Origin of the sequence: Brasilonema sp. UFV-L1, from assembly GCF_012912105.1 — a bacterium.
Lineage (GTDB): Bacteria > Cyanobacteriota > Cyanobacteriia > Cyanobacteriales > Nostocaceae > Brasilonema.
This window is the reverse complement of sequence record NZ_QMEA01000041.1, coordinates 18,901-44,122: the sequence shown is the minus strand read 5'-3', so window position 1 is coordinate 44,122 and position 25,222 is coordinate 18,901. Positions and strand designations below refer to the sequence as shown.

The 25,222-nt window shown below is 43.2% G+C and carries 33 protein-coding genes; 8 read left to right on the top strand and 25 right to left on the bottom strand.

What is annotated here, in order from left to right; translation table 11 throughout:
• Positions 1-214 precede the first annotated feature (214 nt).
• On the bottom strand, positions 215-805 hold the full coding sequence (locus DP117_RS13985; RefSeq protein WP_169218902.1) for an ATP-dependent Clp protease proteolytic subunit: 591 nt from the start codon (positions 803-805) through the stop codon (positions 215-217).
• Positions 806-859: 54 nt separating this feature from the next.
• On the bottom strand, positions 860-1,558 hold the full coding sequence (locus tag DP117_RS13980) for an ATP-dependent Clp protease proteolytic subunit (protein WP_169218901.1): 699 nt from the start codon (positions 1,556-1,558) through the stop codon (positions 860-862).
• A gap of 275 nt (positions 1,559-1,833) precedes the next feature.
• Between DP117_RS13980 and DP117_RS13975 the strand changes: the two genes are divergently transcribed.
• From DP117_RS13975 to DP117_RS13960, 4 genes are all read left to right on the top strand, one after another.
• A complete protein-coding gene (locus DP117_RS13975) occupies positions 1,834-3,081 on the top strand; it encodes a VWA domain-containing protein (RefSeq protein WP_169218900.1) in 1,248 nt (415 codons plus the stop codon).
• Between the two features lie 80 nt (positions 3,082-3,161).
• The gene (locus DP117_RS13970) at positions 3,162-3,548 is read left to right on the top strand and encodes a VOC family protein (protein ID WP_169218909.1); all 387 of its coding nucleotides are present in this window, start codon (positions 3,162-3,164) and stop codon (positions 3,546-3,548) included.
• A gap of 446 nt (positions 3,549-3,994) precedes the next feature.
• The gene (locus tag DP117_RS13965; protein ID WP_169218899.1) at positions 3,995-5,083 is read left to right on the top strand and encodes a glycosyltransferase family 4 protein; all 1,089 of its coding nucleotides are present in this window, start codon (positions 3,995-3,997) and stop codon (positions 5,081-5,083) included.
• Positions 5,084-5,120: 37 nt separating this feature from the next.
• The gene (locus DP117_RS13960) at positions 5,121-5,315 is read left to right on the top strand and encodes a hypothetical protein (protein ID WP_169218857.1); all 195 of its coding nucleotides are present in this window, start codon (positions 5,121-5,123) and stop codon (positions 5,313-5,315) included.
• 1,107 nt (positions 5,316-6,422) lie between these two features.
• Here DP117_RS13960 and DP117_RS13955 read toward each other — a convergent pair.
• Entirely contained in the window at positions 6,423-7,430 is a 1,008-nt protein-coding gene (locus DP117_RS13955; protein WP_169218898.1) for a bestrophin family ion channel, read from the bottom strand.
• A 428-nt stretch (positions 7,431-7,858) separates the two neighbouring features.
• On the opposite strand from DP117_RS13955, the gene DP117_RS13950 reads away from it, so the two are divergent.
• The 3 genes from DP117_RS13950 to DP117_RS13940 all read left to right on the top strand — a co-directional run bounded on the left by DP117_RS13950 (position 7,859) and on the right by DP117_RS13940 (position 10,284).
• Positions 7,859-8,377, top strand: coding sequence for an adenylate kinase (locus DP117_RS13950; RefSeq protein ID WP_169218897.1), 519 nt, complete (start codon positions 7,859-7,861; stop codon positions 8,375-8,377).
• 74 nt (positions 8,378-8,451) lie between these two features.
• Positions 8,452-8,802 carry a hypothetical protein gene (locus DP117_RS13945; protein WP_169218896.1) on the top strand — a complete coding sequence of 117 codons (351 nt, stop codon included), beginning with the start codon at positions 8,452-8,454 and terminating at the stop codon, positions 8,800-8,802.
• A gap of 111 nt (positions 8,803-8,913) precedes the next feature.
• Complete coding sequence (locus tag DP117_RS13940; RefSeq protein ID WP_169218895.1) at positions 8,914-10,284, top strand: GTP-binding protein; 1,371 nt, start codon at positions 8,914-8,916, stop codon at positions 10,282-10,284.
• Here DP117_RS13940 and DP117_RS13935 read toward each other — a convergent pair.
• Positions 10,278-10,469: a hypothetical protein gene (locus DP117_RS13935; protein WP_248277658.1), complete on the bottom strand. Its 192-nt coding sequence runs from the start codon at positions 10,467-10,469 to the stop codon at positions 10,278-10,280. The genes DP117_RS13940 and DP117_RS13935 overlap by 7 nt on opposite strands.
• 67 nt (positions 10,470-10,536) lie before the next feature.
• On the opposite strand from DP117_RS13935, the gene tnpB reads away from it, so the two are divergent.
• Positions 10,537-11,715 (top strand): IS200/IS605 family element RNA-guided endonuclease TnpB, encoded by a 1,179-nt coding sequence (gene tnpB / locus DP117_RS13930; protein ID WP_169218894.1) that lies wholly within the window; start codon positions 10,537-10,539, stop codon positions 11,713-11,715.
• A 16-nt stretch (positions 11,716-11,731) separates the two neighbouring features.
• Here tnpB and DP117_RS13925 read toward each other — a convergent pair whose 3' ends face one another.
• The 21 genes from DP117_RS13925 to rpsH form a co-directional block, all read right to left on the bottom strand.
• Complete coding sequence (locus DP117_RS13925; RefSeq protein WP_169218893.1) at positions 11,732-12,568, bottom strand: TlyA family RNA methyltransferase; 837 nt, start codon at positions 12,566-12,568, stop codon at positions 11,732-11,734.
• A gap of 6 nt (positions 12,569-12,574) precedes the next feature.
• On the bottom strand, positions 12,575-13,003 hold the full coding sequence (locus DP117_RS13920; RefSeq protein WP_169218907.1) for a DUF29 family protein: 429 nt from the start codon (positions 13,001-13,003) through the stop codon (positions 12,575-12,577).
• Positions 13,004-13,071: 68 nt separating this feature from the next.
• Entirely contained in the window at positions 13,072-13,506 is a 435-nt protein-coding gene (locus DP117_RS13915) for a hypothetical protein (RefSeq protein ID WP_169218892.1), read from the bottom strand.
• A gap of 114 nt (positions 13,507-13,620) precedes the next feature.
• Complete coding sequence (gene prfA / locus DP117_RS13910) at positions 13,621-14,721, bottom strand: peptide chain release factor 1 (protein ID WP_169218891.1); 1,101 nt, start codon at positions 14,719-14,721, stop codon at positions 13,621-13,623.
• Between the two features lie 104 nt (positions 14,722-14,825).
• Positions 14,826-15,065: a 50S ribosomal protein L31 gene (gene rpmE, locus DP117_RS13905; RefSeq protein ID WP_169218890.1), complete on the bottom strand. Its 240-nt coding sequence runs from the start codon at positions 15,063-15,065 to the stop codon at positions 14,826-14,828.
• Between the two features lie 146 nt (positions 15,066-15,211).
• Positions 15,212-15,628, bottom strand: coding sequence for a 30S ribosomal protein S9 (gene rpsI / locus DP117_RS13900; RefSeq protein WP_169218889.1), 417 nt, complete (start codon positions 15,626-15,628; stop codon positions 15,212-15,214).
• Positions 15,628-16,089, bottom strand: a complete 462-nt coding sequence (rplM, locus tag DP117_RS13895) for a 50S ribosomal protein L13 (protein WP_169218888.1) — start codon at positions 16,087-16,089, stop codon at positions 15,628-15,630. Before rplM ends, rpsI begins: the two co-directional genes overlap by 1 nt.
• A gap of 41 nt (positions 16,090-16,130) precedes the next feature.
• Positions 16,131-16,961, bottom strand: coding sequence for a tRNA pseudouridine(38-40) synthase TruA (gene truA, locus DP117_RS13890; RefSeq protein ID WP_169218887.1), 831 nt, complete (start codon positions 16,959-16,961; stop codon positions 16,131-16,133).
• A 72-nt stretch (positions 16,962-17,033) separates the two neighbouring features.
• Positions 17,034-17,384, bottom strand: coding sequence for a 50S ribosomal protein L17 (rplQ, locus tag DP117_RS13885; protein WP_169218886.1), 351 nt, complete (start codon positions 17,382-17,384; stop codon positions 17,034-17,036).
• A gap of 414 nt (positions 17,385-17,798) precedes the next feature.
• Positions 17,799-18,746, bottom strand: a complete 948-nt coding sequence (locus DP117_RS13875; protein WP_169218906.1) for a DNA-directed RNA polymerase subunit alpha — start codon at positions 18,744-18,746, stop codon at positions 17,799-17,801.
• A gap of 353 nt (positions 18,747-19,099) precedes the next feature.
• Positions 19,100-19,498 (bottom strand): 30S ribosomal protein S11, encoded by a 399-nt coding sequence (gene rpsK / locus DP117_RS13870; protein ID WP_169218885.1) that lies wholly within the window; start codon positions 19,496-19,498, stop codon positions 19,100-19,102.
• 48 nt (positions 19,499-19,546) lie between these two features.
• A complete protein-coding gene (rpsM, locus tag DP117_RS13865) occupies positions 19,547-19,927 on the bottom strand; it encodes a 30S ribosomal protein S13 (protein ID WP_169218884.1) in 381 nt (126 codons plus the stop codon).
• Positions 19,928-20,026: 99 nt separating this feature from the next.
• The gene (rpmJ, locus tag DP117_RS13860) at positions 20,027-20,140 is read right to left on the bottom strand and encodes a 50S ribosomal protein L36 (RefSeq protein WP_010998333.1); all 114 of its coding nucleotides are present in this window, start codon (positions 20,138-20,140) and stop codon (positions 20,027-20,029) included.
• Positions 20,141-20,285: 145 nt separating this feature from the next.
• Complete coding sequence (gene infA, locus DP117_RS13855) at positions 20,286-20,510, bottom strand: translation initiation factor IF-1 (RefSeq protein WP_006276978.1); 225 nt, start codon at positions 20,508-20,510, stop codon at positions 20,286-20,288.
• 202 nt (positions 20,511-20,712) lie between these two features.
• Positions 20,713-21,267, bottom strand: coding sequence for an adenylate kinase (locus tag DP117_RS13850; protein ID WP_169218883.1), 555 nt, complete (start codon positions 21,265-21,267; stop codon positions 20,713-20,715).
• Complete coding sequence (secY, locus tag DP117_RS13845) at positions 21,267-22,580, bottom strand: preprotein translocase subunit SecY (RefSeq protein ID WP_169218882.1); 1,314 nt, start codon at positions 22,578-22,580, stop codon at positions 21,267-21,269. Before secY ends, DP117_RS13850 begins: the two co-directional genes overlap by 1 nt.
• 71 nt (positions 22,581-22,651) lie before the next feature.
• Positions 22,652-23,098 (bottom strand): 50S ribosomal protein L15, encoded by a 447-nt coding sequence (rplO, locus tag DP117_RS13840; protein ID WP_169218881.1) that lies wholly within the window; start codon positions 23,096-23,098, stop codon positions 22,652-22,654.
• Positions 23,099-23,178: 80 nt separating this feature from the next.
• Positions 23,179-23,703 (bottom strand): 30S ribosomal protein S5, encoded by a 525-nt coding sequence (gene rpsE / locus DP117_RS13835; protein ID WP_169218880.1) that lies wholly within the window; start codon positions 23,701-23,703, stop codon positions 23,179-23,181.
• 109 nt (positions 23,704-23,812) lie between these two features.
• Positions 23,813-24,175: a 50S ribosomal protein L18 gene (gene rplR, locus DP117_RS13830; protein ID WP_169218879.1), complete on the bottom strand. Its 363-nt coding sequence runs from the start codon at positions 24,173-24,175 to the stop codon at positions 23,813-23,815.
• A 2-nt stretch (positions 24,176-24,177) separates the two neighbouring features.
• Positions 24,178-24,726 (bottom strand): 50S ribosomal protein L6, encoded by a 549-nt coding sequence (gene rplF / locus DP117_RS13825; RefSeq protein WP_169218878.1) that lies wholly within the window; start codon positions 24,724-24,726, stop codon positions 24,178-24,180.
• A gap of 80 nt (positions 24,727-24,806) precedes the next feature.
• Positions 24,807-25,208 (bottom strand): 30S ribosomal protein S8, encoded by a 402-nt coding sequence (gene rpsH, locus DP117_RS13820; RefSeq protein ID WP_169218877.1) that lies wholly within the window; start codon positions 25,206-25,208, stop codon positions 24,807-24,809.
• Between the last annotated feature and the right edge of the window lie 14 nt (positions 25,209-25,222).

Genomic DNA, 25,222 nt, shown 5'->3' with positions numbered 1-25,222 from the left:
ATGGGGAGACCCCCTCCGGGGGAATTCAAAGTATGCCTACGGCACGCTGCGCTAACAAAATTCAAAGTATGGCACTTCGTGCCACGCTGCGCTATCAAAAAAAGATTCTTTAATTTTGAATTTTGAATTGATAATTTTGAATTTGAGCGCAGCGAGTGGGGAGGTGGGGGGATATTACTCTCTCACTCCCATACTCCCTCATTTAGCTTTACTCCTAGCGTTCTTCAATCACACGATCAATTAAACCGTATTCCTTTGCTTCTTGAGCAGACATCCAGAAATCACGATCTGTATCTTTTTGAATTTTTTCCAAAGGTTGACCTGTGCGAGCAGCTAGCATTTCATTAAGTTGCTGCCGCATTCTCAAAATCTCCCTGGCTTCTATTTCAATATCGGTTGCTTGTCCTTGAGCACCACCTAGAGGTTGGTGAATGAGGATTCGGGTATTAGGTAAGGCAAGACGTTTGCCTTTGGTGCCAGCTGCGAGTAGGAATGAACCCATAGAAGCTGCCATCCCTACACAGATGGTGACCACATTTGCTTTGATGTGCTGCATTGTATCATAGATGGCAAGACCTGCTGTCACCGAACCCCCAGGAGAGTTGATGTAGATACTGATGTCTTTGCTTGGGTCCTCGGAATCCATGTAGAGTAGTCTGGCAATGATGGCATTAGCCATACCATCGCTGACTTCTCCACTCAGGAAAATAATGCGTTCTAAAGCAAGGCGTTCGTAAATGTTAATCCACTGGGTGTAAGAATCTCCAGGAAAACGGAAAGGGACTCTGGGAATACCAATCGGCATAGTAGGATTCTCTTGTTTTTAGCGAAAAATGTGAAAAATCGTGAAAAATCAAATTTAACGAGGAATTGCAGCAGCTAGTGCTTGAGGAAGGTCTTTAGTGCTTTCTAAAACCCGGTCAATCAAGCCATATTCTTTGGCTTCTTGAGGTGTCATGTAGAGCTTGCGATCTATATCTTTGGCAATTCTCTCCACGGGCTGCCCTGTATTGCTTGAGAGAATGCTTAAGATCATTTGCTTGTTTTTTAGCACTTCTTGTGCTTGTATCTGAATATCTGTTGCCTGAGCGTAGCCAGTACCACGTTTTGCTTGGTGCAGAACAATAGTCGCGTTTGGTAGACTAGCACGAGATCCTTTCGTTCCAGAAGAGAGAATCATTGCTGCTGTACCCATAGCGTAACCAAGACAGATGGTATTAACTGGTGGCTTGATGTATTTAATGGTGTCACAGATGGCAAAAGCTTCTGTTTCAGAACCTATGGCATCACCAGTGTACCAAGAAGTGCCCGTGGAGTTAATGTAGACAGATATGGGCTTGTCTGGATCTTCATATTGCAGGTACAGAAGCTGAGCAATAATAAGTTCTGTGACATCTACTCCCAGTTGCTGTTTATACTCATCCGGAGAAACTAAGGGCAAACCCAAGTATATGATACGTTCTTTTAACAATAGAGAAGGTAAATCCGGCGGCGGTGTACGGTAGAAGCTGTCGCCGTAGTAAGACGCTTGCACAGCCTTGATGATGGAATTTTCCATAGCAACTGTTGCCTAAATTTATGCCGTTAACTGTAGTACATCCTAGCGCGATGCTTGCTCTGTTGGAGGTGTGGATTTCTCGCTAGAGTGTAGGGGTTCAAAGGAGTTAGGGTATAAAGGAAAATACAAAAAAGTATTTTCTTGGCTATTTTCTAGCCTACTTTATTGAGAACATTATTTTAAAGTTTTTGTTAGATGACTTTTCCGAAGTCTGAATACTGTACCTTGAAGTTATTTATAAATATGTATGGCTCGTGTAGGAATCTTGGGGGGTTATGAAGGTTAATTTGAAGCCTGCTCTCAATGATGGCAGTTTGGATGTCAATCAACTCAACAGTCAGCGTCAGTTGGGAATTTCCATTTCTGCGATCGCCGAAAATCTGGATCGTAATGTCCCACTGAATTTATGCCTAGTCCTCGATCATAGTGGTTCGATGAATGGGCGACCTTTAGAAATTGTTAAAAAAGCGGCAATCCGTCTTGTTGACAAACTAAATCCTGGCGATCGCCTAAGCATTGTTGTTTTTGATCACCGTGCAAAGGTTTTAGTCCCCAATCAAACGATTGAAAACCCTGAACGAATCAAACAGCAAATTAATCGTCTTTCTGCTGATGGCGGAACTTCTATTGATGAAGGCTTGCGCTTGGGTATTGAGGAATTAGCAAAGGGAAAAAAAGAAACAGTTTCTCAAATTTTTCTCTTAACTGATGGTGAAAATGAACACGGTGACAATAACCGCTGTCTTAAATTTGCTCAATTGGCTGCTGGCTATAATTTGACTTTGAACACGTTAGGATTTGGAGACAATTGGAACCAGGATGTTCTGGAAAAAATCGCTGATGCTGGTAGTGGTACTTTGTCTTACATTCAGCAACCAGAACAAGCGATAGATGAATTTAGTCGCCTTTTCAACCGTATTCAAACAGTAGGATTAACGAATGCTTATCTACTATTTTCTCTGGTACCTAATGTACGGTTTGCAGAACTAAAACCTATCGCCCAAGTTGCCCCAGACACAATAGAATTACCATTTCAGTTAGAAGCTGATGGACGTTTTGCTGTACGTTTGGGAGATTTGATGAAAGATGTGGAACGGGTTGTTCTGGCAAATATTTACTTAGGAAACTTGCCAGAAGGTAGACAGACGATCGCAAGATTGCAAGTCCGCTACGATGATCCAGCACAAAATAAAACAGGATTACTTTCAGAAAATATTCCTGTGGAGGCAAATGTAGTGCGAGTCTATCAACCATCCCCTGATGCTCAAGTACAACAGCACATTTTGGCATTAGCCAAATATCGGCAAACGCAACTAGCAGAAGCGAAATTGCAACAGGGCGATCGCGCTGGTGCTGCGACAATGTTACAAACTGCTGCCAAAACCGCGCTGCAAATGGGAGATAAAAGTGCAGCAACGGTGCTGCAAACTTCTGCAACCCGTCTACAAGCTGGTGAGGAGTTATCCGAGAGCGATCGCAAGAAAACTAGAATCGTGTCCAAAACTGTTTTGCAGGATTCTTAAGTTGTGGGGCAGGCAAAAAGCCTGCCCTCATGATAAATAAACAAACCACACCAAACAAGAGAGGACGCAACAGAAAAAGAATGAGAATTACTAGAATTCATCATGTCGCTATTATTTGTTCTGATTATGAACGCTCGAAAAATTTTTATACTGAAATTTTAGGTTTTTCTATTATTAATGAGACTTTCCGACCTCAGAGAAATTCTTATAAGTTAGATTTACGAGTTGGAGAAAATCACCAAATTGAGTTATTTTCTTTTCCTAATCCTCCAGAGAGAGTCAGTCATCCTGAAGCTTGTGGTTTAAGGCATTTAGCTTTTGAAATTGATGATATTGAGCAAACAGTTGCTTATTTAAAGTCGAAAAACATAGAGGTAGAAGATATTAGAGTGGATGAAATAACTGGCAATAAATTTACATTTTTTCAAGACCCAGATCATCTACCTCTTGAGATTTATGAACGTTAAGACAATTTTAGCAGTTTAGTGCGAATCAATCAGTTTTCAAGAGCTATTGCAAATTTAGAAGACACCAAATTCTACTTTTATTCTAACATCAACAGCGATTATTCGTCATATGGCTATTAAATGCTGATTGACACAATATAACTATCCATTGGAAGTTGATCTTGTGAATTATGATTTGAAATATTTGAATTATTTATATCGTCCTCAAGATAGATGTGAGGTGAAAGAAATTGGTACTAAAGTTTCAATAGTAGCTGAACTATGGCTGGTCAGCACAAATGTTGGAGGTGGCGCTCAAAGGGTGCAAAAATGACAAGAAAATACCTTGTTCACAGGAAGTTTGGTAAATTCCAACTTCAGCTAAAGGAGGTATCAATACCAGAAGAAAAAGTATCTTAACCCTTGTTTAACGACCACTTTTTTAACCAGCTGAACCAAGAAAACGTATGAAAATCGCTCAAATTGCCCCCTTGTGGGAACGAGTTCCACCTTCAACTTACGGAGGTATTGAGCTCGTAGTGAGTTGCCTAACAGACGAACTAGTGCGTCGCGGTCATGATGTCACTTTGTTCGCTTCTGGTGATTCGCAAACACTAGCTAGGCTGGAAGCAGTTCATCCTCGTGCATTGCGCTTAGACCCAAATGTAAAAGAGGGTATTATGTACGAAATGCTAGGAGCTAGCCAAGTTTACCAACAAGCGGAGGAATTCGACATTATTCATTCTCATGTAGGGGTATGGACGTTGCAATTAGCAAGTATTGCGTCAACACCTACAGTGCATACTCTGCATGGTTCTTTTACGGATGAAAGCAGTAGAGTATACACTCTTCATAGAACGCAACCATACATCAGCATTAGCGATGCCCAGCGTCAACCAGAGTTGAATTACGTCAGCACGGTTTACAATGGCATTAAAATCGAAGACTACCCATTTGTAGCACAACCAAAAGAACCGCCATATATGGTGTTTTTGGGTAGATTTTCGCCAGAAAAAGGACCACAACATGCGATCGCCATCGCGAAACAAGCCGGTTGGCACTTGAAAATGGCAGGGAAAGTAGATGTTGTAGACACAGAATTTTTTGAAAAAGAAATAGCCCCATTTATTGATGGTGAGCAAATAGAATTCCTGGGTGAGGTCGATCATGCAGCCAAAGTAGAATTGTTGGGGAACGCATCAATCACTCTGTTTCCCATCACCTGGAGAGAACCTTTTGGCTTAGTCATGATTGAATCAATGGCAACTGGGACACCAGTTATTGGGATTAACATGGGTTCAGTACCAGAAGTTGTTGCCCACGGAAAAACAGGTTTTGTTTGCGACAGCTACGAGCAAATGGCACAAATGATTCCGGCTGCATTGGAACTAGATCGTCAAACCTGTAGAGAATATGTGGAAAGCAGGTTTACGGTTAGCCAAATGGTAGATGGGTATGAAGCAGTCTACGAACAAATCCTTAGAGGACGTACTCCAAGGAATGGGTTGCTTCATGCTTTGAGAAACTCACTCGAATCAATCGCTTTTGTGAAGTAAAGCTGCCATGATCAGCTTTCAGTGCAAAGGAGAAAAAATGAAAACGACAACGTATGGTTGTCCGTGTTGCAGTGGTTCTTTACTGCGTCACGTGCGTCACACCGGAGTTTACTGGTTTTGTCAATCGTGTAGGCAAGAAGTCCCGCTTTTACAGGCTTATCAGCAAGACTTTTTAACTCACAGGCGTATTCAAAACCGTCCACTTTCATCTCAACTTGTCCTGGCACGATGACAGCTTCAGTACAGCCATAACTAACTGTCATCTGCATCCTACCTCCAACACATCTCCAACTCAATTAAATTAGGTTAAAGGTCTTCGTTGTACTTTGTGCAGCATCCTCCTTGTCTTCGGAGACGTTAACCTTTGCAAGCTGGTTCCAACATTGGGTGTTACTTGTCTTTTGTTTCTTGCAGTCACCCAATCTCGGCGGTACCAGCTTTCATTAGTTTTAACAGGTTCGTCGTAAGTCCCCCGCTATAAGGGTACTCCGTTTAGCGGCGGGATATAAGACGGTACGGGGGTCTAACACGTAAAAAAATCGGGCAGGCTAGCCCCGAAGGGGGCGCTACGCAAACGTTTGTTGATCTGTCGTCGTAGTCGGGTACTCGTTTTTATTAAGCCTGCCCGATTTTTTCGCTGACTTTGCGTCGCAACGACAATTGCATCTAGGACTAATTTTTACCGCAGGTAAAAGAAGAAAAAAGATGCATGCGGAGTTGCTAATCTCTGCGGAATTCACGAAGTTAATGTTGTATACTATTATTGGTTGCTGACCCACCCACACGACTCACAACAACCGGCGACAGTAGCAGTAATATGCGCAGCCTCGACTAAGAGCGTGAGAAAGGGGGAAAGATTTTGGTCACTGGTTCGCTCCATTACGAAAGCGGTAAAAAATAAGCCACACTAGAATGTACGAAAAACAATTAAACGACCTGCGGAAGGCGGGTCGCTGCCAGGATACACACGAGTGTATGGGAGTAAGGAGCGAGTCTCAAACCTCCGGACGCCGAGTAAGACCATCACCGACTTTAGTGTCGGATACTCTAGCAATAGGGATCCCCAACGTGGCATCGACGAATGAAACTGGAAGCCCCCACCATAAACGGTACTCCGTTTTGGTGGCGGGTACTTCACCTAGATAGAACTTACGCACCATCTGCTAAAAACCTGGTTTGGTGAGTTCGTAGTTGGTTGCGAAACAGACGATTGATTTTTCCTCTTAACCGAGTAACTTTTGCGTAAGTCCTGTCTTTGTTGTCATTTTTCTGAAGCAGTGATGTTTTGGAATCCCACCCCTTTAACGCAAGTGGAGGGATGGTAGGATGTCAATTAGTGTTAAACTTGCCAGTCATGCTCACTACTAGGAGCGAGCATAATTAATTCTTCTATATTATGTAGCATTGTGTTGCAAATGGCATCTAAAGGTAGGTCATTTGGATCATGTCCAAAAGGTTCTTCCATTTGCGAGCCAATTTCTTCGATACTTAATAAAGTGAAACTCACAAAAGCCGTAATTAAACCAGTCCACCAAATTAAATGACTAACTATTTCAAGAGGCAACAGCAAACAGAAAATCAACAACAATTGTCTGAGCTTAATACTATATATTATGGGCAGTGGTGTTTTCAAAATGCGTTCACAACCACCCAAAATATCTACCAAATTATCCACTAAGTTATGTAGGGCAGTCAATTGATAGATATTTAGACAATTACGATCATGCTGATGCTGTAAATAATCCCTGATCCAGAAGGCAATTTGTAGAGGCGGATGATAAGTCTCTTTGAGCTTAAAATATTGGATTTCAGACATCAATGACTCTACTTGCTTATCCAAACACTCTGCTCTTAGATGTAACTTCATCGCAACTGCAAAAGCAACTAATAGCCGGATTGTCGCCTCTTTTTTTACTTTATCTTGAGGTGACTGCTCTTTAACGACAATGTAAATTCCCTGAGCCAAATTACGGACTGTATTGACTAAAGAACCCCAGAGTTTACGACCTTCCCAAAACCGCTCATTCGCCGTATTTGTCCGGAATACTAATAACAAAGTAAAGCCAACATTAAAAGTCAAGATAGCATTGGTCAGGACACCGCTCTTATTTGGAAATCCTATGGGAAATCCAAAATAATATAGTGATGATACTAACAAACCATAAGCACCACAAAGTATGACCCAAGGAAGAATGACTGGAAGAACTGATTTTTCTAGTCGGAAAATTACCTGAAACCAATTCAGTTTTTCGCCTGTGTAAACCTGATACTTTCCTGTAAACGAATTTTTTGCCTTGCTGAAAAACTTTTTGCACCTTTCCAATGTATTGGAATTTGAGTGTTTCATTTACAAGAACTCCAAATAGTTGAGCACATTAAGTGAAATTTCATGAAAAAAATGATTCATCAGTCTATGTTTGGAGTTAAATATTTTATAACTCAGACAATCTTGTCATACCTTGTAATTTGATAAACAGAACTTTCATTCTTCCAAATCAAAACTTCATAACCAGCTTCATGTACTATTTATACAATGAAATTAAGGATACTTTCAAACTATTTAATTCAACAACTGAAACATCCCGCCATCTCCATGTCTTCAGTATAGCTCTTGCTGTTGATCGCCTGTGACAATTGCGTAAGTCCTGATAAAGTTAAACTTTGGGAATAACGATTATTTGCCATGAGCATGACATTCAAAAGACTGGGATTGCTGGATTTCATAACGAAATCTAGTTTACCAAGTGACTTGATTGCACTCAAAGGAGAGTGGCGATGAAAAAAGTAGCGGTGTTTGGCAATACTGGAGGCGGTAAATCAACTCTAAGCAAGAGATTATCCCAAATCACTGGTTTACCACTTTACATCTTGGACAAGATTCAATATCAATCAGGGGGCATTGAGGTTCCACATGAAGACTATAAGCGCGCCCATCAGCAAATTTTAGCTACTGACCGATGGATTATTGACGGGTTTGGTTGCATGGAAACCCTTTGGCTACGACTGAACGAGGCGGATACTCTGGTTTTTGTCGATCTACCGCTATACGTGCATGGATGGTGGGTAACTAAACGACTAATCACAGGTTACTTTAAACCGCCAGAAGGCTGGCCGTCTAAGAGTCCAATATTGAAGAGTTCGCTTACTAGCTACCGCGTGCTTTGGTTGTGTCACAAAAATTTGACCCCAAAATATCGTGAGTATATCAAGCAGGCTCAAAGCATCAAAAGTGTTTATCACATTCGTCAGACTAAACAGATAGAGCAATTTTTTGAATTAATATCACCCAAGTAGGTGACCTTACAGGATGAAGACGACTCTGTTGTCACTTCCCTATATTGGAGCTGATTCACTTCGGAGGTTACCTTGTGTTTGAGCAAAAGTTTCTACGCCTGGATGGGTTTACCAAAGCAGAACGGATTGGGATGACTGCTTGTGTGAGTGAGGCGATAACCCGTGCAGGAGGTTGGATTACTGACTTCCACCTGTACTCGAACATCTTAACCTGTATCAACTTTGAGGTGCCGATCGCCAACTTGGACAAACTCGCTGCATTTTTGCAAGAGACTGGTCTGCATTTGAGCCAAGAAAGCCTAGAACAACTCATGCCTGCTAATGATTCAAGACTGAAAGAGAAAGAACTCGTAGGGACATTGCAAATTACATTTGTACACAACGAACCTGACTTACTTCGAGAGGTGCCTGCTGTTCCGGGATAACCGCCTCCCGACCACAAAATCGTTTGCTCTTCCAGGATGACCTTTAGCTTGATTTTTCCAATTTGAAATCTAAAATCTAAAATTGATATAGCTTTAACTCAACCTAACTCAGTGTCAAAGAACCTGCAAGAAACTCACTTAAACCGTGCGCGTGCTAGTCTTAGGCAAGCACTGTCTTGGTATGGAAATCTTCGCAAACCAGGACAGTCGTCATCCAACTCACAATTAGCAGGTTTGGTCAAACCAGAATTAGAGGTTTTGACCTCAACACTCAACAAACTAGACTATAACGTGATTCGTATCGCTGCGTTTGGTTTGGTGAGTCGTGGAAAGTCAGCGGTGTTGAATGCTTTACTGGGACAAAAGATATTACAAACTGGTCCCCTTAACGGTGTGACTCAGTATCCTCGTTCTGTACGCTGGAATCCTAGTGGTAAGGTGCAGGTAGAGTTAATTGATACACCAGGATTAGATGAAATTGAGGGTGAATCTCGGGCACAAATGGCACGAGAAGTTATGCGTCAGGCAGATTTAATTTTATTTGTCGTGTCTGGTGATATCACTCGCACTGAGTATCAGATGCTGTGTGAATTACGTGAGGCGCAGAAACCTCTGATTTTGGTTTTTAACAAAATAGACCTTTACCCAGATACAGATAAAACAGCAATTTACAATAATTTACAACAGTTGGGCGCAGGAAATCCCCAAGGAAAACCCTTACAACCGGATGAAATTGTCATGGTGGCGGCGGAACCTGCACCGATGGAAGTGCGTGTAGAATGGTCTGATGGTGGTGTTGCACATGAATGGGAGACTCTACCGCCACAAATAGACGAACTCAAAGAAACAATTCTTAAAATTCTTAATCGTGAAGGGCGATCGCTCTTGGCTTTAAACGCACTCATCCAAGCACGGGATGCACAAGAGGCGATCGCCCAAAAAACTCTCGACTTACGCCAACAACAAGCAGAAGACTTAATTTGGCAATATACCAAATACAAAGCTTTAGCAGTAGGACTAAATCCCATCGCCTTCTTAGATATCCTAGGCGGAACTATTGCCGATTTAGCTTTAATTCGCTCGCTAGCACGCCTGTATGGCTTACCGATAACTAGCTACCAAGCAGGAAAGATTTTAAAAACGATTTTATTGAGTTCTGGTGGCTTACTGCTGGGAGAACTAGGTAGCAGTTTACTGTTAGGTTTTGGTAAAAGTACTGCTGCAATTGCTTCTGGAGAAAACCCAATAAATATCACTGCTTATGCTGGAACTGCAATCACCCAAGGTGGTATTGCAGGTTATGGGGCATACGCTGTGGGAAAAGCAGCGCAGGTTTATCTGGAAAGAGGTTGCTCTTGGGGACAATTAGGAGCAAGTACAGTCATTCAAGAAATACTCTCCGAGGTGGAACCAAATACAATTTTGTATCGTTTGCGGCAAGAGTTGGAGTTTTCTTTTAACCGTACATCTGTTCGTCAATGAAGACTACACTCTTGAGAAAAGTTAGTGTTATCACCAAGCAATCCGACCTCAGCTTCCGCACGGTTCAGCATTGACTCATGCAAGTGTTTTTCATGATGACGTTGCTGTACCATCAACTCCCGTGCTTCTTCTTGAGTCATAGCATCTGTCTGTGTAGGATGTTCTGCTTCAGCACGATTTAGCATTGACTCGTGTAAGTGTTCGTTTTGCAGACGCTGACACGAAAAAGATAAGTGTTGTAGAATCCAAACTATGGGAAATAAAGCGTACAAATTTAGAATCTATCCGAACAATGAGCAATCAGTATTTTTGGCAAAGTGCTTTGGTTGCTCCAGATTTGTATACAACCATTTTTTGAGAGTGACCACTGATGTTTACGCAGAGTCTAAAAAATCTCTGCGATATAAAGAATGGGCAAAACTTTTGGTTGCTCTCAAGTCTGAATTTGAATGGCTTAAAGAAGTCAATTCCCAATCACTACAACAAACCCTCAAAGATTTAGAGTCAGCATTTGTCAGATTTTTTAAAAAGCTAGGAGGATTCCCAAATTTTAAGAAGAAAAGTAATCGGCAATCGTTTAGAGTACCACAGCATTTCTCAATAGATGAGAACGGTTTTATCAGACTACCAAAGATGACACCTATCAAGATGGTGATTCATCAGGAGCTATTGGGTACACCAAAGAATGTAACTATATCTAAAACACCATCTGGTAAATACTACGCTTCAATAGTTACCGAACAAGATATACATCATTCACCGTTGAATGGGAGCAAGATAGGTCTTGATTTAGGACTGAAAGATTTTGCTATTACATCAAAGGGTGAAAAGTTTGAGAACCCTAGATATTTTCAAAAGTCATTACGCAGACTAAAAATAAGACAAAGGAGGTTAAGCAGAAAGCAGAAAGATTCTAACAATCGTGCTAAAACTAGATTAACTGTTGCTAAAATTCATGAGAAAGTTGCTAACCAAAGGCAAGATTATCAACACAAAATAAGTCTAAAGCTGACTTGTGAGAATCAAACAATCTCAGCCGAAAGTCTTAATATCAAGGGAATGGTAAAGAACCGTAAGTTAGCAAAACAGATTAGTGATGTAGCTTGGGGAAATTTCCTGACCATGTTGGAGTACAAAGGTGATATCTACGGATGTGAAATTCACTATGTAGACAGGTTCTTCCCCAGTTCTAAACGATGCTCTAATTGTGGCTACATTAAGGAGGATCTAACTCTTGCTATTCGTGAATGGGAATGTCCAGAATGCTCAATAGTTTGGGATAGAGATGTGAACGCCGCCCTCAATCTCATGCTGTTCTCTGAATCAAAAATACTCCTGGAAGAGGAGAAATTTACGCCTGACCAGCTAGTTGAAAGACTAGGTATGAACCGGAGTACTGGTTCAGGGCAGGAAGCCCCGAGTGTTCCGTAGCGGAACTAGGGGTACTTCACCGCAACTTAGATGCAGCTAATATCGTTATCTGATGAACAGTTTCTAAATCAGGCGCTGAAGTTTCACTCTCCATTCCCAGCCATAACAGATACTCTATATTCCCAGCAGGACCAGTCACAGGTGACCAAGTTAAACCTTTGTACTTCCATCCTAATTCACCAGCCGCTTGCAACACCTGAAAAATTGCCTCGGCTTGGTCTTTAGAATCACGCACAACGCCTTTTTTACCAACGCGATTTTTTCCCACTTCAAACTGGGGTTTCACCAACAACACAGCTTCACGGGGAGATTGCAGCAGCTGCCACAAAGCAGGCAAAATCTTGGTTAAGGAAATAAACGACACATCCACCACCGCCAAATCAGCAGATTCCCCCCCTTTATAAGGGGGGGTTAGGGGGGGTACACCATACAACTCTTCTGGCTTTAGATACCGTAAATTCGTGCGTTCCTTCAAAATCACACGAGAATCATTTCGTAAACCCCAGTCAACTTGTCCATAACCGACATCAACGCCGTAAACTAGCTTTGCGCCAGCTTGCAGAAGACAATCAGTGAAACCACCTGTAGAAATACCACCATCAAAACAAATGCGCCCTTCCACAGGAATAGCAAACACTTCCAATGCTTTTGCTAACTTCTCTCCGCCTCTGGAAACAAAGCGCGATCGCTCTTTAATTTGAATTTGCGCCGCAAGATCAACTTCTGTACCTGGCTTGTCAATTATCTGACTATCAACAGTCACTTCCCCCGCTTGAATAAGTCGCTGTGCTAGGGCGCGGGAAGAACATAAATTAAGTTCTACTAAGAGTGTATCGAGTCGTTTTTTAACCAATTATCTTTACTCTTGTGGTGAAATCAAAGCTGTTGCGCGATTTATAATTTCTTCTCGGTTAATTAGTTGTTCTAATTCTTCTGGTTGATAACGTCCTTCTTCTACTTCTAGGGAAGCTTCATCAATTGCATTTAAGTAAGCTTCTTGTAAGGTTTCCAGCAATTCTTCAGTAGTTAAATAATAACCGCCTGCTTTGCGACGCTTGTTTTCCCTTTGAATTTCCCGAACTGAATTACGAATAGAGACATCCCAAGAGCGAGTTGTGCGATTTTCAGCTTGCTGTTTAACCAAATGCAACAGCAGAATTACGGCATAGCTACGAATTGTCTTGATTATATCGTTACGGCTCATCTCTTCTAATTCTTCAACAATGACCAACGCCCCTTGAACATCTCCTTTGAGCAACAAATCTTTTAACTCTAGTAATTCTTCCATAACCAGTGCCTCAATTGTTGGGCAACTTCTATTGTGGCGGATTTTCGGCGCTGCAAAAAACATTCTCTCTAACTCTTAGAGCGATCGCCTTCTTCTTGGGATGGTTTGATTTGTTTGTGTAGAAACTTAACAAAAAACCGTGCTTGGCGTACTGTATTGATATAGGCATCATGCGTCAAATCACCTACTGCACTTAGTAGCTCAGCAGTTTCTATTAAAGCGTTATCTTTTTTGTTATTGTTGTTTTCAATACTAGGTTCTTGTAACTTATCTTGTTCGACTTGTTCGGGATACTTTAATTCTTCGGAGTTCACAATCTCACTCATAATTTTCTCTAATGGGATACCTTTAATCCATTCTTGAAATGTTTGCGACATGTTCCAACCTTGACTGTTAGCATAAGCTTGAAGCTTGTCTAACTCTTGCTGAGTCAACAGTACTTTAAACCATCGATATTCTTTGTGACATAAATCTTTTTCACTATCTGATCTAATTGTGACCATCAAAAGACCATTTGTAAGTCTTAAAAACCGAAAGAATACCACAAAGCTACCCAAACATCAGTAGCAATAGGTAGCTTTGTCGAGAAATTAAGTTACAGTTTCATCTTTTAAAGATTAACTATTAGCACCAGAAGCAGCGAGTTCCGCTAAACGTTCTTGCTGATCTTGAGAAATACAAGCTTGAATAATGTCTTCAAGTTCGCCTTCTAGAACTGCGTTAAGTGAATAGTTTTGATTTAGGCGGTGGTCAGTAGCGCGGTTATCTTTGTAGTTATAAGTGCGAATCTTTTCAGAACGCGAACCTGTACCTACTTGCGATCGCCGCATAGAAGTCACAGCTTCCTGTTGTTCGCGTAACTTCATTTCATACAGCTTTGCCCGCAAGATCTGCATTGCCCGTTCTTTGTTTTGCAACTGGCTGCGTTCCTCTGTACAGAAAATACGGATACCAGTCGGTTTGTGGAACAAGTCAGCTGCTGTTTCCACTTTGTTGACGTTTTGTCCACCTGCACCACCAGAACGGGCAGTACTCATTTCAATATCCTTCGGATCAATGTGGATTTCTACATCATCCACCTCTGGCATGATCGCCACAGTTGCGGTTGAAGTATGAACTCGTCCCCCAGCTTCGGTGACTGGTACACGCTGCACGCGATGTACTCCAGCTTCAAACTTTAGCTTGCTGTATACGCTATCGCCTTGAATTTCCAAAATGGCTTCTTTAAAGCCGCCCATTTCCGCCAAAGACTCACTCACCAACTTCACGCGCCAACCTTGGGTATCAGCATAGCGTGAGTACAATCGTACTAAATCTCCCGCCCAGATACTTGCTTCATCACCACCAGTACCTGCACGAATTTCCAACATGATGTTTTTATCATCGTTGGGGTCACGGGGTAATAGCAATATCTTTAAGCGATTTTCTAAGTGTTCTATTTTTTCCTCAAGTTCTTGAACTTCCAAGCCTGCCATTTCTTGTAGTTCTGGGTCACCTTGAGATTCTTTGAGTACCTGACGCGCCCCTACCAATTCTTCCTGGGCGTTTTTCCAGGTTTCGTAGGTATCTACAACTTCTTCTAAAGAAGAGCGTGCCTTTGCTACTTTTTGATACTCATCAGGGTTTTTGGCAGTATCAGGATCAGCAAGGCGACGAGTCAATTCATGAAAAGTTTGTTCAACGGATTTTAATTTCTCCAGCAGGTATGTTTCAGCCATGATCAGTACAGTCGCTCCTTAAAAATAGCAAATTGGCTTGAGCATTAAATACAACAATCGACCCGGCTTTTGCTGGGTCGTTGTTAAAAGCTAAAGCCAATCCGCTACTTTTTCCTTCTGCTGCCTTTGGATTGGCCTTCAACCATACCATATTTACGGAGGAAGCGTTCTACGCGACCTTCAGTGTCAATAATCTTTTGAGTTCCGGTATAGAATGGGTGGTTTCCAGACCAAACATCTACGTGCAATTCTGGCTTAGTGGAGCCAACGGTCATCACATGTTGACCGTTGCAGTAAACTTTTGCTTCTGGATACCACTGGGGGTGAATCTCTGGTTTCGCCATTTTTCTTGTCGTGGTCTATCTATTGTATATTATAACTTTTGGCTTCAGGTTCTTAACGCTGTGAGAACCTCCAAGTCATGAGTACTGAGTAGACTGACTCGTCAACCCACTCATCACTCGTGACTTTATACTCAGCAACTGTCTGATTAACGCTTGGAGTACTGAGGTGCTTTGCGGGCTTTGTGCAAACCGTATTTTTTGCGTTCTTTCGCCCGTGGATCGCGGGTGAGGTAGCCTTCAATTTTTAAAGGTGGACGGTTTGCTGGATCGAGTTGGCATAGGGCGCGAGCAACTCCCAGACGAACTGCATCTGATTGTCCGGTTAAACCACCGCCTTCAGCTTTTACGAGAATGTCGTATTCGTTTTCCAAACCTAGGGTTTCTAGGGGTGCCTTGGCAACGGAAATGTAGTTAGGGTTGAATTGAAAGTAAAGGTCTCCTGGTTTGCCATTGACAATCATTTGTCCGGTTCCGGGAACTAAGCGAACCCGTGCGATCGCGGATTTACGACGACCCGTACCCCAGTACATGGCACGACCGCTAGTGTTATCTACTGCTTGCATTAGTCTTGTGCTCCTGGAATTGTCTGAATCTTTAACTCTTTTGGTTTTTGTGCTGCATGGGGATGAGTCGGTCCAGTGTAGACTTTTAGCTTCGTAAACAACTGCCGTCCCAAGCTATTTTTCGGTAGCATACCTTTGACAGCATGTTCTACAATTCGTTCTGGCAAACGTTGTTGTAGTTTGTCAAAGGTTTCTGTCTTCATTCCACCGGGACGACCGGAGTGACGACGGTAAAGTTTTTGTGTCCGCTTTTTACCTGTGACTTCCACTTTTTCAGCATTTACAACAATTACGAAATCACCTGTGTCCATGTGAGGGGTGTAGTGGGATTTCTTTTTCCCTCTGAGAATCATGGCGATTTCGCTTGCTAAGCGACCAAGGCGTTGGTTGGTAGCGTCTACAACGTACCAATCGCGCTCTAGAGTATCCACTGGAGGAAGGAATGTTTTGTTTGTTGTCATTTGTCAATAGTCCTTAATCATTTATTAATAGTCTTTGGTCATTAGTATTGACCAAAGACTAACTTAGGCTGGGCGTCAAACCAAATCTCTGGGGGGAAGGGGAAATCAGGATAGCCAACTCGCAACAAGCATAAGCCGTGAGGGGGCGCGGCATATTTCACTTCTTGGCGTTGTTCGTGTTTCCAAAGGTCGGTGAAGTTAGTCAGTGTCCGTTGTCTGGAACCAACCTGCACCAACATCCCCACTAATAACCGCACCATACCATACAAAAACCCATCTGCTTGAATTTCAATATGGATAAATGGTCCGTTGCGATCACACTCTGCTGCTTGTACGTCTACCCAAGAATGCTGGCGTCCTGAGTTCGCGCGGTGAAAAGCAGCTAGGTGATGACGTCCAATCAGAGGCTTCAGTGCATCTTGGATCAGAGATTCATCCAGATGTGCGTGATAATAATGCCAACTAAAAGGGCTGGCAAACAAATTTGGTAGCTCTTTATTATAAAGTGTGTAACGATACCGTCGGTATGTGGCACTAAAACGAGCGTGCCAATTTTGACTTACTTTTGCTGAAGCTCGAATTAGTATATCTTTGGGCAAATAGCCGTTAAGAATTGTTGCCCATTTGTGAGCTGGTATCACACTTGTGACGTTAAAGTGTGCCATTTGAGCAGCTGCATGAACTCCAGCATCAGTCCGCCCTGCGCCGTACAGTGTGACTGGATGACCTACTACCTTAGAAATAGCTGTTTCTATCTCTTCTTGGACAGTGCGATGTTGCAGTTGCCTCTGCCAGCCATGAAAATGAGTGCCCAGGTATTGAATGACCAAGGCAACTCGATAAGTTTGTGTCGGCTGGTGGCTATCTAACATAGAATCAATCAGAGGCTGAAGTTTGAAGGATAAGATAAAAATTTTATCCTTCTACCTTCTGGCTTCATCTGTTTAAACGAGTTCGATAATTGCCATCTTAGAATTATCTCCCCGACGCGGTATAGTATGCAGAATGCGGGTATAACCACCTTGGCGATTACCATACCGCGTGGGAGCTTGCTCAAACAGAGCATGAACGAGTTGTTTATCGTATATGTAGCCGAGAGCTTGACGGCGTGCTGGTAAAGAACCTTCTTTTGCAAGAGTAATCATTTTCTCCACTTCAGAGCGCAACACCTTAGCTCGAGCTAAAGTGGTAGTAATCCGTCCATGACGGATTAATTCAGTGGTTAGCGATCGCAATAGAGCGCGGCGTTGGTCCGCTGGTTTGCTGAGTTTGTTGATCCGACAACGGTGACGCATAGTCTTTCTTACTCGTGTTAGTTGTTAGTTGTTAGTTGTTAGTGAGTCAGTGCGTTGGAGGGTTCCTCCCGTTGTAGTAACTGGCGTTTGTCGTTCGTGTAGTGTGTCTGTATCTGCTATATAAAACCTAGACAAACCTAGACTTTATTTCTTGTTTCATCGGGAGCATGGGAGCGGCTATCCCGCGCTAACGCGCCGCTGCGCTAACGACAAGCATTCACGCCAAAGCCCTGCGCGATAAGTTAATTGCAGCGTTCAAATCCCTGTCTAACGTGTGTCCGCATTTATCGCAAACCTACACGCGCTCCCTCTAAAGACGCTGCGAATAATTGCGGCGATCGCTCCCGGTCGTACCTACTGGGCATACCCGAAGGGTTGTTTTACTAACCACTCACCACTAACTAATAACCAGTTTTAGGTGTGTTTGTTAGCTCTTTCAGTCGCTAAGGTGATTCCCAAACGTCGCTGTAGAGCTTCAACGACCTCTTCCGCTGACTTCTGACCAAAGTTTTTTATTTCTAACAGGTCTTCTTGGGTATAGTCCAACAAGTCAGCAACAGAGTTCACTTGTGCCCGTTTGAGACAGTTATAAGCTCTTACAGAAAGCTGCAGTTCTTCGATAGGAATCTGAGCTGTTGGGTCCTCTGGAATTACTGCGCCTACGTCTGGTGTGTCAAGTGATATATCTTTCAACGGATTAAATAAATCCACCAGTATGGTAGCGGCAGAGGAAAGCGCTTCTTGGGGGTTGAGACTACCATTTGTCCAAACTTCCAAAAGTAATCTGTCTTTTGGAATCCCACTATCTCCACGAGTTTCTTCAACGCTATAGTTGACTTTCCGCACTGGCATAAATACTGAGTCGATTTGGAGAAAGTCCAAAGATGTCGCTTCTTCACGACCTCGCTCTACAGTGCGATATCCTTTGCCTCTCTCAATCCGAAATTCCATTTCCAGCTTCCCACCTTCAGCGATAGTCGCTACATACTGGGTTGGATCGATGACTTCGACTTCACTAGGCAAATCAAAATGTGCCGAAGTTACTGTTGCTGGGCCTGTAACGAGTAATCGACCAATCTGGGGTTGAGAGGAGTAACTTTTGAGGATAACTTCCTTCATTTTCATCAGGATTTCTAGCACGTCTTCCCGTACACCCGGAACGGTGGCGAACTCGTGTGTGACGCCTGCGATCCGAACTGCTGTGACTGCTGTCCCCTCCAGGTTGGAAAGTAATACGCGTCTGAGAGCATTGCCAACTGTTGTTCCTTGACCGCGTTCTAGAGGTTCTATGACAAATTTACTGTGGTTACTTCTATTATCCTCAGTACTTGACTCTACACATTCAATTTGAAACTGCGCCACGGGGTAGCCTCCCTTCATCTCAAGTCCTGCTAGCAGACAAATTTATGATTTTGACCGACACTAAATTTTGGTGAAAACTATATTAGACATGATTTCTTCAATCATCCTTATTGCTAAGTAATGTTTGCCTCGACAAGTTATCTCGGCGCCTTTGGCTTGCAGCACTGACTTAAACACTATGAATTTCATCTTTTTAACTGCAAGCAACAACAGCTTAAACCGCCAAGCATTTACAGGTGTTATGACCGAGATAACGTTTACCTTTGCAGGTCGTCTGGGGTTTGTCGGATGACTACGATTCGCTTTGGATGATTCTGGTTTGTTAACTACCCTCACTACTTCACAAATTGTCTTTAGACTCGGCGGCGTTTGGGCGGACGACAGCCGTTATGAGGAATCGGGGTAATATCACGAATTAATGTAATTTCCAGTCCTGCTCCTTGCAGTGCCCGAATCGCAGTTTCTCGACCAGCTCCAGGACCACTCACCATGACCTCTATTTGACGCATTCCTTGGTCGATTGCTCGACGTGCTGCACTTTCGGCTGCGGTCTGAGCCGCAAAAGGAGTACCCTTTTTTGCTCCCTTAAAACCGCTAGACCCAGCACTTGCCCAGGAGATGACATCTCCGTTTTGATCGCTAATGGTAACAATGCTATTGTTGAAAGTAGACTGGATGTAGGCAACCCCATTTGGAACATTGCGTTTCTGCTTTTTGCTTCCGGGTTTCTTACCGCTTTGTTGTCGCGCCATATCGCACTTAATTAAATTAGGATAAGTATTGCTTTAACGTAGAAAGAATTACTTGGATGGGGCTTTCTTCTTACCAGCCACCGTCTGCCGTCTTCCTCGGCGAGTTCTGGCATTGGTACGAGTTCTTTGTCCTCTCACTGGTAAGCCCATGCGGTGGCGACGACCCCTGTAAGTGCCAATCTCGATTAAGCGCTTGATGTTCAATGCTTCCAAGCGCCTTAGATCACCTTCAACTTGGTAGTTTTCTTCTATTTCTGCCCGCAGGGCTGCTACGTCAGCGTCGCTCAGGTCTTTGACACGAGTATCAGGGTTGACACTCGTGGCTGCTAAAATCTCCTTTGACAGAGATAATCCAATTCCATAGATATAAGTTAGACCGATTTCAACGCGCTTGTCACGTGGAAGGTCTACTCCGGCAATACGTGCCACAACTCGTGTCTCCCTATTCCTTAAAGCTAATAGTGTATCTTTTGTCAGTCAGCAGTTATTTGGATGACTTTCCCGGATGACTGTTCGTTTTTCGTTGTGTTACCCTTGGCGCTGTTTATGCTTGGGATTCACACAAATCACCATGACGCGACCACGACGTCTGATCACGTTACACTTTTCACAGATTTTCTTGACAGAAGCTCTGACTTTCATGCTTTTTCTTTTGACTCCAAATGGTTAATTATAACATCTTCTGATTAATTAATCATTAAAATGGTTGTTAAATCTCAAAACAGATTTTATGGTAATATTTTTTACATAGTTTTGTTGAACCTCCCAAGAAGAGTTTGAAAGTGACCTATTTCTTACGCAGTCGATAAGTAATCCTGCCTTTTGTCAGATCGTAAGGCGTGAGCTCCACTTTGACGCGATCGCCAGGTAATATTTTGATATAGTTACGGCGAATCTTGCCAGAAATGTGAGCTAAGACATTGAAGCCGTTATCTAAATCAACACGAAACATTGCGTTTGGCAGGGACTCGGTGACCGTGCCTTCCATTTCTATCAAATCTTGTTTAGACAAGTTTTTTCCTCAACTCAACAGTCTCCGACTTTGTTACAGCCACTCGTCATTTGCAGATGAACATATTTCGGAGAATATATCAACAGTCTATTAATATATCTTATCCAAGATTGACATACATCTGCTGAGGAGGGAATAGGGTGCTGGGTACAAGGAATTGAAAAAAGCGTGTCACCTTTAACCTGTCACCTACTCCCCCGTTCTAAGATGCAATGACCTTTTTTAATTCAGCAGTGACTTCTTCTAGGGACTGATTACCGTTGATACTGACGAGAGTCTGGCGACTGCTGTAAAAGTCAATCAAGGGTGCCGTTTGTGAGCGGTAAACTTCCAAGCGATGACGGATAACCTCTTGTGAGTCATCTTTTCGACCTCGTTCTAGCAATCGCGCGATCACAGTTTCATCTGGTACTTCCAGATTGATGACTTTTTCACCATGCTGGTTGAGCTTTCGCAGTAATTCCTCTAAAAAAACTGCTTGACTAACAGTGCGGGGAAAGCCATCAAGAATCCAACCTGATTTCGTATCAACTTGGCTCAGACGTTCCTGCACCATTTCTTGCACAAGTTCGTCGGGAACCAACTCGCCTTTATCCATATAACTTTGAGCTTTAACACCCAAAGCAGTTTGGTCTTTGAGGGCCTGACGCAGTATGTCACCTGTAGAAATATGAGGAATATTGCAATCGTCAGCTAAGGTTTTCGCTTGAGTTCCTTTACCAGCTCCAGGTGGTCCCAAGAAGATGATTCGTGTCACTACTGTTTCACCATTCCTTCATAGCGCTGAGAGATAACGTAGGTTTGAATTTGCTTAGACGTATCAATTGCGACACCAACCAAAATTAACAAAGAGGTAGCGCCTAGTCCCCTAAAGGTTCGTACATTTAAAGCACTTTCAACCGCAGTAGGAATAATAGCAATCAAGCCCAAAAAGATCGCACCTAGAAAAGTTAATCGATTCAGAACGCGCTCAATGTACTCGCTTGTTGCTTTTCCTGGACGAATACCAGGAATACTAGAACCCATTTTCTTCAGGTTCTGAGCTACATCAACTGGGTTGACAATCAAAGAAGAATAGAAGTAGCTAAAGAACACGATAGAAACCAGGTAAACAAGGGCATAAACCCAAGCCCCAGAACCGCCAGGTATGAGATAAGTGTTAACAATTCTCGAATATTCTGGATTATTGATAAAGTTCTGTGCCAACAGTGGCAAACTCAAAATTGCAGCAGCAAAGATAATTGGCATCACGCCCCCTTGATTGAGTCGCAAGGGTAAGTAGTTACGCTGCTCTGCAAAAATTCGTCTACCAACTTGGCGACGGGCTGAAATAATTGGGATACGGCGGATTCCTTCCTGTACAAACACAATACCAATAATCGTCACTAAGAAAAGCAGCAGTAGCACAATAACTCGACCTACTGTTTCCCGGTTTCCGCTTTGTACAAAATCGATTGTGTCGCCTAAAGATTTTGGCAATGTTGCTACAATATTGACAAAAATCAACAAAGATGCTCCATTACCAACGCCTCGCTCTGTAATTACTTCTGATGCCCACATGACGAACATCGAACCAGCTACCAGAGCCAGCGCCGTCTCAATAATGAAAATCGGTCCATAGCTATAGGCAAAAGGTTTAAGCCAGAACGACGCCAAGAAGACGCTTTGAACAATCCCCCAACCCAAAGAAACATAGCGTGTAATTTGGGAAATCTTCCGCCGTCCTGCTTCGCCTTCATTTTTCTGTAAATTTTCTAAAGCTGGGATAGCAGCGGTGAGCAATTGGATAATGATTGAGGCATTAATGTAAGGCAAAATACCTAAGGCAAAGACTCCCAAAGCAGAAAGTCCGCCTCCGGAAAAGATATCCAAAAAGCTTAAGATTTGGTTATCACTCTGGATAGCTCTGGCAAATTCGTCTCGATTAATACCTGGTATTGGCAAATGTATACCCAGACGAATCAAAAATAAAATACCCAGAGTCACAAGCAGTCGGCCTCGCAGCCCTGCTGCTTGCGCCATCTGCATAAAAGTTTCTTGAGCCGTTGGGGCTTTGTCTCGACTGATCATAAAGGGCTACCTTGCTAGTTAAGTAAGGCGCTAGATTGGAGTAGGACTTGTCATAGGTGTGCTGTTCTAGCTCACTCTAATACTTCGCAACTTCCACCCGCCGCCTCAATTTTGCTACGAGCTGTACCTGTAAAAGCTGCTGCTTGCACCTTGAGCGGAACGCTCAATTCTCCATCCCCTAGAATCTTCAAAGGTCCTCGACTAGCAGTCAGGATACCTGCTTCTTTTAACGAGGTCAGTGTGACTTCTGTATTTGCAGGGAGGGAAGCTAGCTTTTCTACATTAATCGTAGTGTACTTCTTACGATTAACCAGAGGGAAGCCCTTCAACTTGGGTATCCGGCGGTACAATGGCTGTTGACCACCTTCAAATCCGGGTCGTGTGCTGCCGCCTGAACGTGCTTTTTGACCACGCATACCTTTACCAGCACTAGCACCCTGACCGGCAGAAACACCTCTACCTAAACGACGGGGACGTTTTTTTGAGCCTTTTTGAGGACGAACATCAGTGAGTCTCATAGTCGAAACCTTATGTAGAATTTGTGATTAATCATTAGTCATTTGTCATCTACTTAGGACTAATGACCAATGACCAATGACTAAATATAGAGATTTTCAACAGGAATGCCCCGATCTTCAGCAACTTCTGCAAAAGTCCGCAAAGTAGATAGGGCATTAACAGCAGCTCTTGCATTATTGAGAGGATTATTTGAGCCGAGTTGCTTAGCGAGGATATTACGAACTCCTGCCAATTCCAGTACTGTACGGACAGCACCACCGGCAATAACTCCAGTACCTGGTGCAGCCGGTCGCATAATCACCTTAGCACCACCACCAATGCCATTAATCGGATGGGGTATAGAATTGGATTTGGTCATAGGAATTTCAATGAGATGCTTTTTGCCGTCAGCGACGCCTTTTTTTACAGCACCAATCACATCTGAGGCTTTGCCGACTCCTACGCCAACTTGACCGCGTTCGTTACCCACAACAACAATCGCGCGGAAGCTTAGTTTTTTACCTCCCTTAACGACTTTGCTGACTCGTCGGATTTGGATAACCCGCTCTTGCCAGGTGATTTCTTCTTTTTTTGTACGGTTAGCTTTACGACGACCAGTTGCCATTTTAATTACCTCGTGTTATGAGTCAATTGCCCTTTGTTCAAAATCCAATAGTCATTTGTCCTTTTTTTACTAATGACCAATGACTAATGACTAATGACCAATGACTCACTTAGAACTCCAAACCAGCTTCGCGAGCTGCTTCTGCTAGTGCTTTGACGCGACCGTGGTAAAGGTTCCCACCTCGGTCAAAGACGACTTTGGTGATACCTTTTTCTAAAGAGCGAACTGCGATCAATTTGCCGACTTCTACTGAAGCTTGGCAGTTTGAACCCGCAGTTAATTTAGATTTCAACTCTGGTTCTAAAGTTGAAGCTGCTACCAAGGTGTGATGCTTGGTATCATCTATGATTTGAGCATAAATATGTTGGTGGGAGCGAAATACCGCTAACCGTGGACGCTCACTAGAACCATCAACTTTGCCACGAATCCGTCTCTGACGACGCTCCCTAGATTCTTTACGAGTACTTTTCATTTTTACTTCTTGCCCTTACCACCAGTCTTACCAGCTTTACGTCTGACCATTTCACCAGCGTAACGAATACCTTTGCCTTTGTAAGGCTCTGGTGAGCGTACAGCGCGAATTCTAGCTGCTGTGTTGCCTACCACTTCTTTGTCATGGCCGCTGACAATAACGTTAGTATTATTTTCCACAGCAAACTGAATTCCTTCAGGTGGTGGGATTTGCACTTGATGGCTATAGCCCATGTTCAAAACCAGGTTACGACCTTGAACTTGTGCCCGGTAGCCAACCCCTTGAATTTCCAAACGACGTTGAAACCCTTTGGAAACTCCCTCAACCATATTGGCGACCAAAGTGCGGCATAAACCGTGCATTTGGCGAGAGGTGCGAGATTCATCGCGACGGTTGACCTGCAAGATTTCTCCTTCTTGGGAGACGATGACATGGGGAGGCAAATCGCGAGAAAGTTCTCCTTTAGGACCTTTGACAAGCACTTTTGTGCCATCAATGGTCACTTGCACTTTAGCAGGAATTGTAATTGGGCGTTTACCAATTCGAGACATAACTTTGTGTCCTTTCTTGTGAGTCTTGAATCCTGAGTTCTAAGTCTTAAGTCGAAAAGTCAATCATTCATGACTAATGACTACCAAACGTAGCACAGTACTTCACCACCCAAGTTCTGACGCCGTGCTTCCCGGTCAGTCATAATGCCACTTGATGTAGAAATAATGGCAATACCGATACCGCCTAGTACTCTTGGTAGTTCTTTTTTATTGGAGTAAACGCGCAAACCAGGTTTACTTACTCGCTTGAGGGTAGTGATCAGAGGCTGGCGATTTTTGCCCTTGTATTTCAAAGCAATCACCAGATTGCGCTTCACTCCTTCTCCTGCTTCTTCAAACTCACCAATAAAACCTTCTTCCCGCAGGACTTTTGCGATGCTACGAGTCATTTTTGTGGATGGCACTTGTGTCGTTTGATGCCGCGCCATGTTCGCATTGCGGATGCGCGTGAGCATATCTGCAATTGTGTCGTTAACCGCCATCGTTTCCTCTTTAG

Bases quoted from the DNA above. Each gene is read 5' to 3' on its own strand.
- DP117_RS13920 (WP_169218907.1), bottom strand. From the start codon at position 13,003: ATGGAAGAATTACTAGAGTTAAAAGATTTGTTGCTCAAAGGAGATGTT.
- DP117_RS13960 (WP_169218857.1), top strand. From the start codon at position 5,121: ATGAAAACGACAACGTATGGTTGTCCGTGTTGCAGTGGTTCTTTACTG.
- DP117_RS13975 (WP_169218900.1), top strand. From the start codon at position 1,834: ATGAAGGTTAATTTGAAGCCTGCTCTCAATGATGGCAGTTTGGATGTC.
- rplM (WP_169218888.1), bottom strand. From the start codon at position 16,089: ATGACAACAAACAAAACATTCCTTCCTCCAGTGGATACTCTAGAGCGC.
- prfA (WP_169218891.1), bottom strand. From the start codon at position 14,721: ATGGCTGAAACATACCTGCTGGAGAAATTAAAATCCGTTGAACAAACT.
- rpmE (WP_169218890.1), bottom strand. From the start codon at position 15,065: ATGGCGAAACCAGAGATTCACCCCCAGTGGTATCCAGAAGCAAAAGTT.
- rpsI (WP_169218889.1), bottom strand. From the start codon at position 15,628: ATGCAAGCAGTAGATAACACTAGCGGTCGTGCCATGTACTGGGGTACG.
- rplF (WP_169218878.1), bottom strand. From the start codon at position 24,726: ATGTCTCGAATTGGTAAACGCCCAATTACAATTCCTGCTAAAGTGCAA.
- DP117_RS13915 (WP_169218892.1), bottom strand. From the start codon at position 13,506: ATGGTCACAATTAGATCAGATAGTGAAAAAGATTTATGTCACAAAGAA.
- rplR (WP_169218879.1), bottom strand. From the start codon at position 24,175: ATGAAAAGTACTCGTAAAGAATCTAGGGAGCGTCGTCAGAGACGGATT.
- DP117_RS13980 (WP_169218901.1), bottom strand. From the start codon at position 1,558: ATGGAAAATTCCATCATCAAGGCTGTGCAAGCGTCTTACTACGGCGAC.
- DP117_RS13965 (WP_169218899.1), top strand. From the start codon at position 3,995: ATGAAAATCGCTCAAATTGCCCCCTTGTGGGAACGAGTTCCACCTTCA.
- DP117_RS13935 (WP_248277658.1), bottom strand. From the start codon at position 10,469: ATGCTAAATCGTGCTGAAGCAGAACATCCTACACAGACAGATGCTATG.
- DP117_RS13985 (WP_169218902.1), bottom strand. From the start codon at position 805: ATGCCGATTGGTATTCCCAGAGTCCCTTTCCGTTTTCCTGGAGATTCT.
- rpsH (WP_169218877.1), bottom strand. From the start codon at position 25,208: ATGGCGGTTAACGACACAATTGCAGATATGCTCACGCGCATCCGCAAT.
- tnpB (WP_169218894.1), top strand. From the start codon at position 10,537: ATGGGAAATAAAGCGTACAAATTTAGAATCTATCCGAACAATGAGCAA.
- rplQ (WP_169218886.1), bottom strand. From the start codon at position 17,384: ATGCGTCACCGTTGTCGGATCAACAAACTCAGCAAACCAGCGGACCAA.
- rpmJ (WP_010998333.1), bottom strand. From the start codon at position 20,140: ATGAAAGTCAGAGCTTCTGTCAAGAAAATCTGTGAAAAGTGTAACGTG.
- DP117_RS13950 (WP_169218897.1), top strand. From the start codon at position 7,859: ATGAAAAAAGTAGCGGTGTTTGGCAATACTGGAGGCGGTAAATCAACT.
- DP117_RS13955 (WP_169218898.1), bottom strand. From the start codon at position 7,430: ATGAAACACTCAAATTCCAATACATTGGAAAGGTGCAAAAAGTTTTTC.
- rplO (WP_169218881.1), bottom strand. From the start codon at position 23,098: ATGAGACTCACTGATGTTCGTCCTCAAAAAGGCTCAAAAAAACGTCCC.
- DP117_RS13970 (WP_169218909.1), top strand. From the start codon at position 3,162: ATGAGAATTACTAGAATTCATCATGTCGCTATTATTTGTTCTGATTAT.
- secY (WP_169218882.1), bottom strand. From the start codon at position 22,580: ATGATCAGTCGAGACAAAGCCCCAACGGCTCAAGAAACTTTTATGCAG.
- rpsK (WP_169218885.1), bottom strand. From the start codon at position 19,498: ATGGCGCGACAACAAAGCGGTAAGAAACCCGGAAGCAAAAAGCAGAAA.
- rpsE (WP_169218880.1), bottom strand. From the start codon at position 23,703: ATGGCAACTGGTCGTCGTAAAGCTAACCGTACAAAAAAAGAAGAAATC.
- truA (WP_169218887.1), bottom strand. From the start codon at position 16,961: ATGTTAGATAGCCACCAGCCGACACAAACTTATCGAGTTGCCTTGGTC.